Origin of the sequence: Rubellimicrobium sp. CFH 75288, from assembly GCF_009904055.1 — a bacterium.
Taxonomy (GTDB): Bacteria; Pseudomonadota; Alphaproteobacteria; order Rhodobacterales; family Rhodobacteraceae; genus Rubellimicrobium.
Genome location: NZ_WYDP01000005.1, coordinates 294,245 through 310,345, shown reverse-complemented (window position 1 = coordinate 310,345; position 16,101 = coordinate 294,245). Strand labels below are relative to the sequence as shown.

Sequence of the window (16,101 nt, the reverse complement as noted above, 5' to 3'; positions counted from 1 at the left end):
GGCGGGCGTGATCGTCCTGGTCGCCGCCACCGCGATCTGGATCGCGGGCGCCCTGACGGGGATTGCCCGGCAGGCGCGGCTGCTGATGCTGGGCCTGCTGCTGACGGCGACGCTCGCGCTCCATGTGGCCCTTCGCGACGGTCATCCGCTGCGAGAGGCGACCGGCGGGGATGCCGGGCAATGGCTGGTGCTCACGGGGTTCGTCGGACTGGCCTGGGGCTATGGTCGCATCCTCGGCCGGGTCCGCCGGGCGGCCGAGGCGCGCCGCCCCCCCGCACCGCCGCCGGCCGGCACCGCTGCCGCCACCGGACCGCTCGCGCCGGAGGAGCTGCGCCGCTATGCCCGCCACCTGACGCTGCGCGAGATCGGCGGGCCCGGGCAGGGCCGGCTGCGCGCCGCGCGGGTGCTGGTGGTGGGGGCCGGGGGGCTGGGCGCGCCCGCCATTCTCTATCTGGCCGGATCGGGGGTGGGCACGCTGGGCCTGATCGACCCCGACGCGGTGGAGCTGTCCAACCTGGGCCGGCAGATCATCCACGGCACGGGCGACCTGGGCCGGCCCAAGGTCCAGTCGGCCGCCGATGCGGTCGCCACGCTCAACCCGCATGTGCGCGTGCTGACCTATGCGCGCGCCCTGACGGCGGAGAACGCCGCGGACCTGTTTGCCGAATACGACCTGATCCTGGACGGCACCGACGGCTGGGAGACGCGGGCGCTGTCCAACCGCGCCGCGGTGGCCGCCGGCGTGCCGCTGATCGCCGGGGCGCTGAGCCAGTGGGAGGGGCAGGTGGGGCTGTGGCACCCGGCGGGGGGCGGGCCGTGCCTGGCCTGCGTCTTTCCCGAGGCGCCGGCGCCGGGCCTCGCGCCCACCTGCGCCGAGGCGGGCGTGGCCGGTCCCCTGCCCGGCGTGGTGGGCTCGCTCATGGCGCTCGAGGCGGTCAAGCATCTGAGCGGGGCGGGGCGGACGCTGCGGGGCCGGCTGCTGCTGTGGGACGGGCTCGAGGCGGAGGCGCGGGTGGTCGAGGTGCCGCCGCGGCCCGGCTGCCCGGTCTGCGGTGGGCGCGGCGCCGGGGCGGGCGGGGCTTGAACGGCGGCCATGCGGCCCTAGCTGCAGCGCCATGAGAGAGCCCGAACCCCGATCCTCCCTGGGACAGGCGCTGCGCGAGGGCGTGGCCGAGGCGCGCCACCGCGAGCTGGCCATCGAGCATCTGCTGTTCCATGCGCTCTCCTTTGTCGAGCGGCACCATCCCGGCCTGATCGACCATCTGGAGGCGAGCCTGCCGGGTCTGGGCGACCATGCCGACGACGACACGAAGGACGACGAGGCCGTGCGCGCCATCGCGCGCCGCTTCCTCGACGGCCTGCGCCGCGCGGAAGGGCGCTGAGCGGCGGCGCGGACCGCCGGGCCGGGTGCCGGGGCCATCGCGGGCTGGACAGGGACGCCGGGGCGTGCATCGTGGCCGCAGACCGCGTCCCCTTCGCAGGAGCCCGACCCATGCCCCTCCGTTCCGCTGCCCCGCTTTCGCGCCGCCTCGTCCTCGGGGCGGGGCTCGCGCTTGCCGCGCTGCCCGCGCTGGCGCAGGACCTGCCCGATCTGGGCGGCCGCACGGTCGTCGTGGCGGTCGAGAATGCCTATCCGCCGCTCCAGTTCCTGGACGCGTCGGGGCAGGCGGTCGGCTGGGAATACGACGCCATGGCCGAGATCGCCGAGCGCATTAACATCGAGGTCGAGTATCAGACCATCTCCTGGGACGCGATGATCGCCGCCGTCTCGGAGGGGCAGTTCGACATGGGGATGACCGGCATCACCATCCGCGAGGACCGCGCCGAGGTGGTGGACTTCTCGGCCCCCTACATGACGAGCCAGATGCTGATGCTGGTGCGCGGCGACGAGGACCGCTTCACCGACGCCGAGAGCTTTGCCGCCAATCCCGACCTCCTGGCCGCGGCCCAGCCGGGCACGACGCCCTTCTATGTCACGATCTACGACATCCTGGACGGCGACGAGGCCAACCCGCGCGTGGTGCGCTTCGAGACCTTCGGCGCGGGGCTCGAGGCGCTGCGCACGGGCGACGTGGATCTCGCGCTGTCGGATTCGGCCGCGGCGCAGGCCTATGTCGCGGCCTCGGGCGGGGGCCTCAAGATCATCGGCGAGCCGCTCGGCACCGAGGAGTTCGGCTTCATCTTCCCCAAGGGCTCGGACCTGGTGGAGCCGATCAACGCGGCCATCGAGTCGATGCGCGCGGACGGCACGCTCGAGGCGCTCGACCAGAAGTGGTTCGTGGACTACGCGCTCGGCCAGTAGTCCCGCTTGATCCCCCCCTCGGCACCCGACAGGGACTTTCCGTGGTGGCTCGTCGCCGTCGGGGCGGCGGGCCTGTGGCTGTTCTGGGAGATCGCGTCCGACCCGCTCTACCGCGACATCCTGGCCAAGCTGTCGCGCGGGATCGGGATCACGCTGGTCGTGTCGGTGGTGGCCTATGCCTCGGCCTGCGCGATCGGGCTGGGGCTGGCGCTGATGGGGCTGTCGCGGTCGGTCGTGCTGCGCCAGCTCGCCCGGCTCTACATCGAGGTGATGCGCGGCATCCCGATCCTGGTGCTGCTGCTCTACGTGGCCTTCGTGCTGGCCCCGGCGATCGTGGCGGGCTGGAACGCGCTGGCCAGCCCCCTCGGCCTGCCCGAGATGCGGGCGCGGGACTTTCCGCTCCTGTGGCGGGCGGTGATCGCGCTCACGCTCGCCTACTCGGCCTTTCTGGCCGAGATCTTCCGGGCGGGCCTCCTGTCGGTGCCCGCAGGCCAGATCGAGGCGGCGCAGGCGCTGGGGCTGCGCGGCTGGCACCGGTTCCGCCTGATCACCTTCCCGCAGGCGTTCCGGACGATCTTTCCGGCGCTGGGCAACGACTTCGTGGCCATCCTCAAGGACAGCTCGCTCGTCTCGGTGCTGGGGGTGACGGATGTCACCCAGCTCGGCCGGACGGTGGCGGCCGGGAACTTCCGCTACTTCGAGACCTACAACGTGGTCGCGCTGATCTACCTGACGCTGACCATCGGGCTGAGCCTGCTCCTGCGCCGGCTGGAGGCGCGGCTGCGGGCACGGGGGTGATGACATCAGGGTAGACGGGGCCGCCCCGTTCGGTCCAAGGTGGTCGGCAATTGTCCGCCGGGAAGGAGTCTGCCGATGGTCACGCGCATGCCCGCCTCCGCCATCGGCAGCGGCACCGATCCGCTCTACGTGCTCGACGGGGCCGACGACCTCTGGCTGGTGCGCGGCAACCACCTGATCGCGACCGGGCCGGGGCAGATCGGCGTCCGGGTCAACGCGACGCCGGCGGACGAGCAGCGGGTGCTGCGCATCGACGGGGTGATCATCGGTGCCCAGGCTCTGGCCATGTCTTCCCAGTCGGACGCAGACCTGCATTTCGTCGTGGGCGAGACGGGCTATCTGAGTTCCTCCGTCGCGGGCGGCTTCGGCGCGATCCTCTATGCGGCCAACATGGACATCGAGATGCACGGCACGATCTCGGCGTCCTTTACCCGCAACTACGGACTGGCCCTGGTCCCGAGGCAGGCCGATTCGGAGATCACCCTTGTCAATTCGGGGACGATCATCGGCTTCCAGGCTGTCTATGTCGCGGGCTCCGGCCTCGGGAACATCGTGACGATCGACAATTCGGGTCTGATCGAGGGGCTGGCGGACGGCATCCGGATCGCGGGCACGGCCACCGCCCACATCACCAATACCGGCACGATCCGCGCCCCGGTGGTTCTGAGCGGGGGCGACGACGTCTTCTTCGGCCTGCACGGCGAGCTGCTCGGCGCGAGCGGGTCCGGTCTGCCCGGCGCGATCTCCGGCGGCGCGGGCAACGACACGCTGATCCTCGGGGCGGGGGACCAGAACCTCTTCGGCGGGGCCGGCGACGACACGCTGCACGGGGGGGCGGGGGCGGACCGGCTCGACGGCGGCCCGGGCTTCGACGTGGCGAGCTACGTCCATGCCCGGACGGGCGTCGTGGCGAGCCTCTCGGACCCGTCGCTCAACACCGGCGACGCCGCGGGCGACGTCTATGTCAGCATCGAGGGGCTGATCGGATCGCGGCACGACGACCTCCTGATCGGCGACGACGGGGCCAACCGGATCTGGGGCGGGCCCGGCGACGACCGGCTGGAGGGGCGGGGCGGCAACGACACGCTGAACGGAGGGCCCGGCGACGACACGCTGTTCGGGGGCACGGGCCAGAACCGCCTGATGGGGGGCGAGGGCGACGACCGGCTGGTGAGCGAGGGCGACGACCTGCTGTTCGGCGGCGCGGGGGCCGACACCTTCGTCTTCGCCGCCCCGCCGGGCGAGGCCTTCGGCCGCATCCGCGACTTCGAGCAGGGCACGGACCGCATCGCGCTCGACGGCGCCGCCTTCGGGCTTGCGGCAGGGCCGCTCGATCCGGCGATCTTCGTGCGGGTGGGCGAGGGCCGCACGGAGGCCACCCGGCTCGTCTTCAACGAGGCGACCGGCGCGCTGCTGTGGGACGCCGACGGGCGCGGGGGCGACCCGGCGGTGCGCTTCGGCAGCGTCGGACCGGGATTCGCGCTGACGGCGGACGACTTCGAGATCGTGTAGCGCGCGGGGCTGGCGGGCCGCGGGCGGGGCGCATAGCCTGCCCGCACCCTCGCACGGAGAGCCGCCATGAACCCCCTGCTCGACGAGTGGACGACGCCCTTCGGGCTGCCGCCCTGGGACAGCATCCGCGACGAGCATTGGGCGGAGGCGGTCGGGGCGGCGCTGGAGGAGGCGCGGGCCGCCGTCGCGGCCATTGCCGCAGACCCCGAGCCGCCCACCTTCGCCAACACGGTGGTCGCGCTGGAAGGAGCCGACCGGCGGCTGCGCCGCATCCTCGGCGCCTTTCGCGCCGTGGCGGGGGCCGCGAGCAATCCCGAGCGGCAGGCGGTGGAGCGGGACCTGGCGCCGAAGCTGGCCGAGTTCGCCTCGGACGTGACGGGCAACCGGGCGCTCTTTGCGCGGATCGAGGCGCTGTGGGAGGGGCGGGAGGGCCTGGGCCTCTCGCCCGAGGAGGCGCGGGTGCTGAGGCTCACCCATCGCGGCTTCGTGCGCGCCGGGGCGCGGCTCGAGGGCGAGGCGGCCGCGCGGATGCGCGCGATCCGCTCGCGCCTGGCCGTGCTGGGCACGCTGTTTGCGCAGAACGTGCTCGCGGACGAGCGCGACTGGGCGCTGATGCTGGAGGAGGCCGACCTGGAGGGCCTGCCGGATGTCGTCGTCGCGGCCCTGCGCGCGGCGGGGCAGGCGCGGGGGCTGGGCGGGCCGGCCGTGACCCTCTCGCGCTCGGTCGTGGTGCCGTTTCTCCAGCTCTCGCCCCGGCGCGACCTGCGCCGGCGTGCCTTCGAGGCGTGGACGAGCCGCGGGCGCTGGGGCGGGACCACGGACAACCGGGCGATCGCGGCCGAGACCCTGGCGCTGCGCGCCGAGCGGGCGCGGCTGCTGGGCTTCGGCGACTTCGCCTCCTGGAAGCTCGAGACCGAGATGGCCGGCGAGGCGGGCGCGGTGCGCGGCCTGCTCGAGGCTGTCTGGGGCCCCGCCCGCGCGGCGGCCGAGCGCGACCGCGCGGCGCTCGAGGCGCTGATGGCGGAGGACGGCGTCGAGGGGCCGCTCGAGCCCTGGGACTGGGCCTTCTACGCCGAACGGCTGCGCCGGCAGCGCCACGCGCTCGACGAGGCGGAGGTGAAGCCGTTCCTGCGGCTGGGGCGGATGCGGGACGCCGCCTTTGCCGTGGCCGGGCGGCTGTGGGACCTGGAGTTCCGCCCCGCGGAGGACGCGCCCCGCTGGCACGACGAGGTGGAGACCTGGGAGGTCGTGCGCGGGGGCCGGCCCGTGGGGGTGCTGCAGGCCGACTGGTTCGCGCGCGAGGGCAAGCGGTCGGGCGCCTGGTGCATGAGCCTGCGCCCCCAGGGGCGGCTGGGCGGGGCGGAGGAGCGGCCGCAGGTGGCGATCGTGTGCAACTTCGCGCGCGGCTCCGGGGGCGGGGAGGCGCTCCTGTCCTGGGACGACGCGCGCACGCTGTTTCACGAGTTCGGCCACGCGCTGCACGCGCTGCTGTCGGACGTCACGTTTCCTTCCGTCGCCGGGACGGCCGTGGCGCGGGACTTCGTGGAGCTGCCCTCGCAGCTGCTGGAGCACTGGCTGGAGGTGCCCGAGCTTCTGGCCGAGTGGGCGACGGATGACGAGGGGCGGCCGATGCCCGAGGCGCTGCGCGACCGGCTGCTGGCGGCGCGGGGCTTCGATGCGGGATTCCGCACGGTGGAATACCTCGCCTCGGCCTTCGTGGACCTGGCCTTTCACGAGGGCGACCCGCCGGCCGATTCCGTCCAGCGCGAGGCGGAGGTGCTGGAGGCGCTGGGGATGCCGCGCGCCATCCGGCCGCGCCACGCGGCCCCGCATTTCGGGCATGTCTTTGCCGGGGACGGCTACGCGGCGGGCTACTACTCCTACCTGTGGGCGGAGGTGATGGACGCGGACGCATTCGCCGCCTTCGAGGAGGCGGAGGGTCCGTGGGACCGCGCCGTGGCGGCGCGGCTCGAGCGCGAGATCCTGTCGGTGGGAGGGGCGCGGGACGAGCGCGAGTCGTGGCTGGCCTTTCGCGGCCGGATGCCGGGGGTGGAGGCGCTGCTGCGGGGGCGGGGCCTTCTCGGGGAGACGGAACCAGGGGTCGTCCCAGCCTGAGCAGGTCTCGTAGACGTTCCATTCGAGCGACAGCCAGGCGTGGGTGAAGAACTTCTGCGCGGCGACAAAGGCCTGTTCCACCGCCTCGTCGCGGGCGGGCGAGGCGGCGACGAGCGCGAAGCGGGCGAGCGCGGTGCGGGCGGGCCCGAGCGCGTCGGGCCGGTCGGCGAAGCGCAGGAGAAAGGCACGCAGCGCGTCGATGCGTGCGAGGCGGGGCGGGCGCGGCGCCCCCGGCGGGGGCGGGCGCAGGGCGAGGGCGGGGTCCATGGCGGGCGATCCTGCGGCTGTTTCGGGCAGGATGGCGCGGGAGGGTTAACGAAGCGTTGCACCACCGCGCGCACCGGGCCCGGTTCGCGCAACGCCTTGACAGGGGGCGGGGCGGCGGAAGGCGATTCGGCCTGCGCCGGACAGGGCGGGGACGGACCCGGAATGTCCGGGGCGGGCGCTCAGGCCGGATCGAACCCGTAGCCGGGCCGGCCCACGGAATCGTAGGCGACAAAGCCCGCCGCGCGCGCCTCCTCGGCGGAATAGACGTTGCGCAGGTCGGCCATGCGCGGCGCCTGCATGACGGCGGCGAGGCGCGCGAGGTCGAGGGCGCGGAAGGCGTTCCATTCGGTGAGCAGCACCACGAGGTCGGCCCCTTGGGCCGCGGCATAGGGGTCGTCGGCCCAGGTGACGCCGGGCAGGAGGCGCTCGCCCTCGCGCCGCCCTTCGGGGTCCACGACGCGCACGGAGGCCCCGGCGCCGAGCAGGGCGGGCAGGATGGCGAGCGAGGGCGCCTCGCGCATGTCGTCGGTGTTGGGCTTGAAGGTGGCCCCGAGCGCGAGCACGGTGCGGCCGGCGAGGCGGTCGTCGCAGAGTGCCGCGATCTTGCGGATCATGCGGGCCTTGACGGCCTCGTTGATCTCGATCGTGGCCTCGACGAGGCGCAGGGGGGCGGCGTGGTCGCGGCCCGTGCGGGCGAAGGCGCGCGTGTCCTTGGGAAAGCAGGAGCCGCCGTAGCCGGGGCCGGCATGGAGGAACTTGCGCCCGATGCGCCCGTCGAGGCCCATCCCGTGCGCCACGGCCTTGACGTCCGCACCCACGCGCTCGCAGAGCGCGGCCACCTCGTTGATGAAGGTGATCTTGGTGGCGAGAAAGGCGTTGGCGGCGTACTTGATCATCTCGGCCGATTCGAGATCGGTCCAGACGATGGGAAAGTCGCGCAGGAACAGGGGTTTGTAGATCTCCGCCATGACGGCGCGGGCATGCTCGGCGCCGCCGTCGAGACCCACCACGACGCGGTCGGGGCGCATGAAGTCCTCGATCGCGGCGCCCTCGCGCAGGAATTCGGGGTTGGAGGCGACGGCGAGCGGCAGGTCGGGGCGCGTCTCGCGCAGGATGCGGGCGACCTGGCGGTTGGTGCCCACGGGGACGGTGGACTTGGTGACGACGACCGTGGGGCCGGTGGCGGCCTGCGCGATCTCGGCCGCGGCGGCGTGGACATAGGAGAGGTCGGCATGGCCGTCGCCGCGGCGCGACGGCGTGCCGACGGCGATGAACACCGCCTCGGCCCCGTCCACGGCCGCGGACAGGTCGGTGGTGAAGGACAGCCGGCCTGCGGCCGTGTTGCGCGCGACAAGATCCTCGAGTCCCGGTTCGTAGATCGGGATGCCGCCCTGGCGCAGGCGGGCGATCTTGCCCTCGTCGCGGTCGATGCAGGTCACGTCGTGGCCGAAATCCGACAGGCAGGCGCCGGACACGAGACCCACATAGCCCGTTCCGACCATCGCGATGCGCATGAGGGCTCCCCCGGCTGCTGCGGCGTCTGGGTGGCAGGGCCGGCGCGCCGGGTCAAGCGGGCCGCGGGGCGCGATTGACGCCCCGGCGCTCCGCCGCCAGAGTGGCGCCGCCCGCGACGGATGTTTCCGATCGGAAACCCGTGCCCCCTGACCGAAGGCCCGACGATGTCCGCCACGCTTTCTCTCGACCAGCTCAGCGCCGCCGTGGAGGCGGGCGAGATCGACACGGTGATGACCGCCGTGGTGGACATGCAGGGCCGTCTGATGGGCAAGCGGTTCCATGCGGCCCATTTCCTCGAGCGCGCAGGGGCGGAGACGCATGGCTGCGACTATCTTCTGGCGCTCGACGTGGAGATGACGCCGGTGCCGGGCTATGCCTCGGCCTCCTGGGAGCGGGGCTATGGCGACTATGTCCACCGGCCAGACCTGTCCACGCTGCGCCGCGCCGCCTGGGAGCCGTCCTCGGCGCTGGTGATGTGCGACCTGCTCGACCATCACGGCGAGCCGGTCGCGGTCGCCCCGCGCAACGTCCTGCGCCGGCAGGTCGAGCGGGCGCGCGCGCTGGGCCTCGAGCCGATGATGGCGACGGAGCTCGAGTTCTTCCTGTTCGAGGAAAGCTTCGAGCAGCTCTGGGACGAGGGCTATCGCCGGATGACGCCGCTCGTGCGGTGGAACAACGACTACAATCTCTACGGCTCCTCCAAGGAGGAGGCGGTGATGCGTCCGCTGCGCCGCGCGCTGTGGGAGAGCGGCGTGCCGGTGGAGAACACCAAGGGCGAGGCCGAGGCCGGCCAGCACGAGGTCAATGTCCGCTACGGCCCCGCGATGGAGACGGCCGACCATCATGCCGTGGTCAAGACGGCCGTGAAGCAGGTGGCGGCCGCGGCCGGCCGGTCGGTCACCTTCATGGCCAAGTACGCCACCGACCGCGCCGGGTCCTCGAGCCACATCCACCAGTCGCTGTGGCGCGACGGGCGCAACGCCTTTCTGGACAGGGGCGCCCCGCACGGGATGAGCGAGCTGATGCGCTCCTACCTGGCCGGGCTTCTCGCGCATGCGGATGCGACGACGCTGTTCCTTGCGCCCTTCGTCAATTCCTACAAGCGCTTCACCGTGGGCATGTTCGCCCCCACCAAGGCGGTCTGGAGCCGCGACAACCGCACGGCGGGCTACCGGGTCTGCGGCGAGGACACGGGCGCGATCCGGGTGGAGTGCCGGATCGGGGGGGCCGATCTCAACCCCTACATGGCGCTGGCCGCGCTGCTCGCCGCGGGGCTCGACGGGATCGAGAAGGGGCTTGTGCTCGAGGAGGAGATGGCGGGGGACATGTACCGCGCCGAGGGCGCGCGGCGCATCCCCGCCACCTTGCGCGATGCCGCCGAGGCGGCGCGGCGGTCGGACATGCTGCGCGCGGCCTTCGGGGACGAGGTGGTGGAGCATTACCACCACGCCGCCCGGTGGGAGATCGGCGAGGCCGAGCGCAGCGTCACCGACTGGGACCGCCGCCGCGGATTCGAGCGGCTGTGACGGGACGCGCGGGATTCCCTCCCGGCGGAGGGCCTGCTGCGGGCAATCCTCCTGTGCCGGGGATGCGATGCGGGGGTGACCCCGGCGGCCCTTGACGCCGGCGGGAGTGCGGGAGACCAAGCGGCGCAGCCGCGCCGCGGCAGGGGGAACGAGGGACATGAACGCGACGATCCGATGCGTCTCGCCGGTCAATGGCGACGTCTATGCCGAGCGGCCGGCCCTGTCGCGCGAGGCGGCGCTGGCCGCCGCCGCGCGGGCGCGGGAGGCGCAGAAGGGCTGGGCCGCGGTGCCGCTGGCCGAGCGGGTGGCGCTGGTGCAGGAGGGTATCCGGCGCCTCAACGGGATGAAGGCGCGCATCGTCGAGGAGCTGGCCTGGCAGATGGGCCGGCCGGTCCGCTATGGCGGCGAGTTCGGGGGCGTCAACGAGCGCGCGAGCTACATGGGCTCGATCGCCGAGCGGGCGCTCGCGCCCCTCGAGGCGGAGGATTCGGACCGCTTCCTGCGCCGGATCGAGCGCGAGCCGGTGGGCGTCGTCTTCTGCATCGCGCCCTGGAACTATCCCTATCTGACCGCCTGCAACACGGTCATTCCGGCGCTGATGGCGGGCAATGCGGTGATCCACAAGGCCGCGTCGCAGACGCTGCTCGTGGGCGAGCGCTGGGCGGATGCCTTCGACGGGGTGCTGCCCGAGGGCGTGTTCCAGAACGTGGTGCTGGACCACGAGGGAACGGAGGCGCTGATCGGCGCGCGGGTGTTCGGGTTCGTCAACTTCACGGGCAGCGTCGCGGGCGGGCGCGCCATCGAGCGCGCGGCCGCGGGCACCTTCACGCCGCTGGGGCTCGAACTCGGGGGCAAGGACCCCGGCTACGTGATGGAGGATGCCGATCTCGACTGGGCGGTGGACGGGCTCATGGAAGGGGCGCTGTTCAATTCGGGCCAGTGCTGCTGCGGCATCGAGCGCATCTATGTCCACCGCCGCCATTTCGACCGCTTCGTGGAGGCGGCGGTGGCCTGGGCGCGCCAGCAGCGGCTGGGCAACCCTCTCGATCCCGCGACGACGATGGGGCCGATGGCGCATGTGCGCTTTGCCCGCGCGGTGCGCGAGCAGGTGGCCGAAGCGGTGGCCGCCGGGGCGCGGGCCCTGATCGAGCCCGCCGCCTTTCCCGAGGATGACGGGGGCGCCTATCTGGCGCCGCAGGTCCTGGTGGACGTGGACCATTCGATGCGCGTGATGCGGGAGGAAACCTTCGGCCCCGTCGTCGGCATCATGCCGGTCGAGTCCGACGAGGAGGCGCTGGCGCTGATGAACGACTCGCCCTATGGCCTCACCGCCTCGCTCTGGACCTCGGACCCCGAGCGGGCGCTGCGGCTGGGCCGGCGGATCGAGACGGGGACGGTGTTCCTCAACCGGGCCGACTATCTCGACCCGGCGGTGTGCTGGACCGGGTGCAAGGACACGGGACGCGGGGCCGCCCTGTCGGAGCTGGGGTTCCATTCGCTGACGCGGCCCCGCTCGTACCATTTCCGCAAGGTGAAGGCATGACACTCAAGGGCAACTGGTCCTATCCCACGCGCGTCCTGTTCGGGCCGGGGCGCATCGCGGAACTGGCCGAGGCCTGCCGCGAGGCGGGCATGCGGCGGCCGCTGCTCGTCACCGACCGGGGGCTTGCGCATCTGGCGGTCACGGGGCGGGTGGTGGACCTCTTGGGGGCGGCGGGGCTGGGTCGCGCGATCTTTGCCGATGTGGACCCCAACCCCACCGACGCCAATCTGGAGGCGGGCATCCGCGCCTTCCGCGATGGCGGCCATGACGGGGTGGTGGCCTTCGGCGGGGGATCGGGGCTCGACCTCGGCAAGCTCGTCGCCTTCCAGCAGGGCCAGTCGCGTCCCGTCTGGGATTTCGAGGACGTGGACGATTGGTGGACCCGGGCCGCGGCGGACCGGATCGCGCCGGTCGTCGCCGTGCCCACCACGGCCGGGACCGGCTCCGAGGTCGGGCGGGCGGGCGTGCTGACCGACACGGCCCGGCAGGTCAAGAAGGTGATCTTCCATCCGGGCATGCTCGCCCGGGTGGTCATCTGCGACCCGGAACTCACGCTGGGCCTGCCGCCGGCGATGACGGCGGGGACGGGCATGGATGCCTTCGCCCATTGCCTCGAGGCCTATTGCGCGCCCTCGTTCCATCCGATGGGGGAGGGAATCGCGCTCGAGGGGATGCGGCTTGTCCACGAATACCTGCCGCGCGCCTTCCGCGACGGGTCGGACATCGAGGCGCGGGCGCAGATGATGGCCGCGGCCGCCATGGGGGCGGTGGCCTTCCAGAAGGGCCTGGGCGCGGTCCATGCGCTGAGCCATCCGGTGGGCGCGGTCTATGGCAGCCATCACGGGACCACCAATGCCGTGGTCATGCCGGCGGTGCTGCGCTTCAACCGCCCCGCGGTGGAGGCCAAGATCGCCCGCGCCGCGGCCTATCTGGGCCTTGCGGGCGGGTTCGACGGCTTTCTGGACCGCGTGGAGGCGCTCAACCGCGAGCTGGGCATCCCGGCGGGCCTGAGCGCCTTCGGGGTGGAGCAGAACCGGCTGCCCGAACTGGCCGAACGGGCGGTGGTGGACCCGACCGCGGGGGGCAATCCGGTGCCGCTGACGGTGGAGGCGGCCGTGCGGCTCTACGAGGAGTCGCTCTGAGCGGGTTTCTGCCGCTCTCAGACGGGGGGCGGAACGCGGGTGCAGGGGGCGCGTTGATCCGTCGCAGCCGGCGCCGGGAGGGCGCCGGCGGAGTTGACGGAGTTCCGCTATGACGAGGACGTTCTGGGGGGCCGCTGCGGTGGCGCTGGTGGCGGCCGTGCCGGCCGCTTCCCTTGCGCAGGAGACGACGACGCAGGACGCGGGCACCACGACCTATGGCCAGGTCGCGGGGCAGGGCGACGCGCTGTTCGAGCTGCAACCCGGCACGGTGGTGGTGTTTGTGCCCGAAACGGGACTGCTCTATCAGGTGCCGGTGACGATCGCGACCGAGGTGTGCCCCGACATCGACGATGCCTATCTGGTCAGCGATTTCCAGGGCACGACCGAGGTGGTCTGCGAGGTGCCGGCCGCCGTGGCGGAGGAGCGCGACTTCGACTCCTTCCCCAATGCGCCCCGCGGCGACGGGGCCTCTGACGATGGGTCCGACGACATGACCGGCGACGACGCCATGGACGACGACGCCGACGGCGCGGGGGCTGAGGCCGGCACCGGGGCGGATGCCGGGACGGTCGGGGTCGGCGACGACATGACGCCGGACGAGGCGACCGACGACGCCACCGGCGGCACGACGGACGACGCGACCGACGCGGCCGATGACGCGACCGACGACGGCGCCGCGGACGCCGCCCCGGCGGCGGGTGCGGATGCCGCGACCGGCACCGGCGCCGATGCGGGTGCCGACACCACGACCGGCACCGATGCCGGGGCGGGCGCCGAGACGACGACCGGCACGGATGCCGGCGGGGCGAGCGGCGGCGCCTCGGGCGAGGCCGGAACCGGCACGGGCAACTGAGCCTGTCCCCCCGAGAAGGGGCCCCGCCCGGCCGGGCGGGGTCCTGGCGGTTCAGCCGCCCTCGGCCGCGGCCACGTTCGCCTTGACCGCGAGGAAGCTGTCGGGCGCGACCGAGATCGAGTCGATGCCCGCCTCGACCAGAAGCCTGGCGAAGGCGGGATCGTTGCTGGGCGCCTGGCCGCAGAGGCCGACAGGGCGCCCGGCCGCATGGGCGCGGGCGATCATCTCCCGGATCATCCAGAGCACGGCCGGGTCGCGTTCGTCGAAGGCTGCGGCCAGCTCCTCGCTGTCGCGGTCCACGCCGAGCGTGAGCTGCGTCAGGTCGTTCGAGCCGATGGAGAAGCCGTCGAAGCGGCGGGCGAATTCCTCGGCCAGGATGACGTTGGACGGGATTTCGGCCATGACGTGGATCTCGAGCCCGTCCGCCCCGCGAGCGAGCCCTTCGGCTTCCATGAGCGCGAGCACGCGGTCCGCCTCGGCCGGGCTGCGGCAGAAGGGGATCATCACGCGGACATTGTCGAAGCCCATCTCCTCGCGCAGGCGGCGGATGGCGCGGCATTCGAGCGCAAAGCCGTCGCTGTAGCGCGGCGAGGCGTAGCGCGCCGCCCCGCGGAAGCCGATCATCGGGTTCTCCTCCGCAGGTTCCCACTGGGCGCCGCCGAGAAGGCCCGCATATTCGTTGGTCTTGAAGTCGCTCATCCGCACGAGGCAGGGCCTGGGCCAGACCACGGCGGCGATGCGCGACAATCCCCGGGCGAGGCGCTCGACGAAGTAGTCGGTGCGGTCGGGATAGCCCGCCGTCAGCGCGGCGATGGCGTCGCGCGCCTCGGGGTCGCGCAGTTCGTCGAAGCGGGTGAGCGCGAGCGGATGGACCCGGACGGCGTGGGTGACGACGAATTCCATCCGCGCAAGGCCCACCCCGTCGGCGGGCAGCCACCACCAGCGGAAGGCGGCGGACGGGTTGGCGAGGTTGAGCATGACGCGGGTGCGCGTGCGGGGGATCGCCGCCGGGTCCTGCTCGTCCACCTCGATCTCGGCGGGGCCGTCATAGATCACCCCCTCGTCGCCCTCCGCGCAGGAGACGGTGATCTCCTGTCCGTCGTGCAGCAGATGCGTGGCGCGGCCGGTGCCGACCACGGCCGGAACGCCGAGTTCGCGGCTGACGATGGCGGCGTGCGAGGTGCGCCCGCCGTGATCGGTGACGATGGCGGCGGCGCGCTTCATGATCGGCACCCAGTCCGGGTCGGTGGTGGAGGTGACGAGGATCGCGCCGTCCACGAAGCGGTCGATGTCGCGGGCCTCCTCGATCAGGCAGACGGGGCCGGAGACGATCTGCCGGCCGATGCTGAGGCCGCGGACGATCTCGGGGCCGTGGTGGCGGGCGCGATAGGTGCGGAAGGCCCGCCCGCGCCCGGCCGAGTGCACGGTCTCGGGCCGGGCCTGGACGATGAAGATCTCGCCCGTCTCGCCGTCGCGCGCCCATTCCATGTCCATGGGGCGGCCGTAATGGCGCTCGATCGCGACGGCCTGTCGGGCGAGGTCGAGGATCTCGGCATCCGACAGCACGGCACGGGCGCGCTCGGCGCGGGAGGTGGGCACGAGGCGCGTGGGCGCGCCGCCCTCGCCCTCGCGCGAGAGGATCATCTTGCGGGCCTTGGCGCCGAGGCGCTTCTCGAGGATGGGGGACAGGCCGGGGCGGTCGAGCAGCGGCTTGAACACCTGGTATTCGTCCGGGTCCACGCTGCCCTGCACCACCGTCTCGCCCAGACCCCAGGCGGCGTTGATGAGCACGACCCGGTCGAAGCCCGATTCGGTGTCGATGGAGAACATCACGCCCGAGCCGCCTGTGTCCGACCGCACCATGAGCTGCACCCCCACCGACAGGGCGACCTGCGCGTGGTCGAAGCCCTTGAGGCGGCGATAGGTGATGGCGCGGTCGGTGAAGAGCGAGGCATAGCAGCGCCGGCAGGCGGCGAGCAGCGCCGCCTCGCCCCGGACGTTGAGAAAGGTCTCCTGCTGGCCGGCGAAGCTCGCATCAGGAAGGTCCTCGGCGGTGGCGCTGGAGCGGACCGCCACCGGCGGATCGGTCCGGCCGGTGCGGCGGCCCAGTTCGCGGTAGGCCGAGACGATCGCCGCGCGCGCCTCCTCGGGCCAGTCGGCGCCGGCCACGGCCGCGCGCACCTCGCGGCCGATCTCCGGCAGAAGGGCGGGGTCCTCGTCGAGCCGGGCGAGCGTGCGGGCGATCCTCTCCTCCAGCCGGTTTGCGGACAGGAAGCGGCGGAACATCCCGGCGGTGGTGGCAAAGCCCGGCGGCACGCGGATGCCCGCGCCGGACAGGGCGCGTACCATCTCGCCCAGCGAGGCGTTCTTGCCGCCCACACGGGGGACGTCCCGGATGGTCAGGGTCTCGAACCACAGGATGTCGGCGGAATCGGCAGGGGATGGCTGATGCATGGGGTCCTCCTCCGGGTTCGGGGGCAGGATGGCAGGGGCAAGGTGGACGGGCCTTGACCGGAATCAAGGCCGGG

12 protein-coding genes are annotated in these 16,101 nt (G+C 73.0%); 10 read left to right on the top strand and 2 right to left on the bottom strand.

All coding sequences use genetic code 11. The features are described from left to right. The first annotated feature begins 7 nt into the window (after positions 1-7). The 6 genes from GT358_RS07180 to GT358_RS07155 all read left to right on the top strand — a co-directional run bounded on the left by GT358_RS07180 (position 8) and on the right by GT358_RS07155 (position 6,727). Positions 8-1,084 carry a ThiF family adenylyltransferase gene (locus GT358_RS07180; RefSeq protein ID WP_371416239.1) on the top strand — a complete coding sequence of 359 codons (1,077 nt, stop codon included), beginning with the start codon at positions 8-10 and terminating at the stop codon, positions 1,082-1,084. A 31-nt stretch (positions 1,085-1,115) separates the two neighbouring features. Continuing rightward, positions 1,116-1,382 carry a hypothetical protein gene (locus GT358_RS07175; protein WP_166581911.1) on the top strand — a complete coding sequence of 89 codons (267 nt, stop codon included), beginning with the start codon at positions 1,116-1,118 and terminating at the stop codon, positions 1,380-1,382. 110 nt (positions 1,383-1,492) lie between these two features. Further along, positions 1,493-2,302 (top strand): transporter substrate-binding domain-containing protein, encoded by an 810-nt coding sequence (locus GT358_RS07170; protein ID WP_166581910.1) that lies wholly within the window; start codon positions 1,493-1,495, stop codon positions 2,300-2,302. A gap of 6 nt (positions 2,303-2,308) precedes the next feature. Continuing rightward, complete coding sequence (locus tag GT358_RS07165; protein ID WP_166581909.1) at positions 2,309-3,100, top strand: amino acid ABC transporter permease; 792 nt, start codon at positions 2,309-2,311, stop codon at positions 3,098-3,100. A 75-nt stretch (positions 3,101-3,175) separates the two neighbouring features. Continuing rightward, positions 3,176-4,612, top strand: a complete 1,437-nt coding sequence (locus tag GT358_RS07160) for a calcium-binding protein (RefSeq protein ID WP_166581908.1) — start codon at positions 3,176-3,178, stop codon at positions 4,610-4,612. 66 nt (positions 4,613-4,678) lie between these two features. Beyond that, positions 4,679-6,727, top strand: a complete 2,049-nt coding sequence (locus GT358_RS07155) for a M3 family metallopeptidase (RefSeq protein ID WP_166581907.1) — start codon at positions 4,679-4,681, stop codon at positions 6,725-6,727. 446 nt (positions 6,728-7,173) lie between these two features. On the opposite strand, the gene GT358_RS07150 is transcribed toward GT358_RS07155, so the two are convergent. Continuing rightward, positions 7,174-8,508: a UDP-glucose/GDP-mannose dehydrogenase family protein gene (locus GT358_RS07150; RefSeq protein ID WP_166581906.1), complete on the bottom strand. Its 1,335-nt coding sequence runs from the start codon at positions 8,506-8,508 to the stop codon at positions 7,174-7,176. Between the two features lie 165 nt (positions 8,509-8,673). Between GT358_RS07150 and GT358_RS07145 the strand changes: the two genes are divergently transcribed. The 4 genes from GT358_RS07145 to GT358_RS07130 all read left to right on the top strand — a co-directional run bounded on the left by GT358_RS07145 (position 8,674) and on the right by GT358_RS07130 (position 13,573). Beyond that, entirely contained in the window at positions 8,674-10,035 is a 1,362-nt protein-coding gene (locus GT358_RS07145) for a glutamine synthetase family protein (RefSeq protein ID WP_166581905.1), read from the top strand. Between the two features lie 157 nt (positions 10,036-10,192). After that, positions 10,193-11,578: an aldehyde dehydrogenase family protein gene (locus GT358_RS07140; RefSeq protein WP_166581904.1), complete on the top strand. Its 1,386-nt coding sequence runs from the start codon at positions 10,193-10,195 to the stop codon at positions 11,576-11,578. Beyond that, the gene (locus GT358_RS07135; protein ID WP_166581903.1) at positions 11,575-12,720 is read left to right on the top strand and encodes an iron-containing alcohol dehydrogenase; all 1,146 of its coding nucleotides are present in this window, start codon (positions 11,575-11,577) and stop codon (positions 12,718-12,720) included. The genes GT358_RS07140 and GT358_RS07135 overlap by 4 nt, the downstream gene beginning before the upstream one ends. 109 nt (positions 12,721-12,829) lie before the next feature. Then, the gene (locus GT358_RS07130) at positions 12,830-13,573 is read left to right on the top strand and encodes a hypothetical protein (protein ID WP_166581902.1); all 744 of its coding nucleotides are present in this window, start codon (positions 12,830-12,832) and stop codon (positions 13,571-13,573) included. 51 nt (positions 13,574-13,624) lie between these two features. Here the strand turns inward: GT358_RS07130 and ppsA are convergent, their stop codons facing one another. After that, positions 13,625-16,027: a phosphoenolpyruvate synthase gene (gene ppsA, locus GT358_RS07125; protein ID WP_166581901.1), complete on the bottom strand. Its 2,403-nt coding sequence runs from the start codon at positions 16,025-16,027 to the stop codon at positions 13,625-13,627. Positions 16,028-16,101 lie beyond the last annotated feature (74 nt).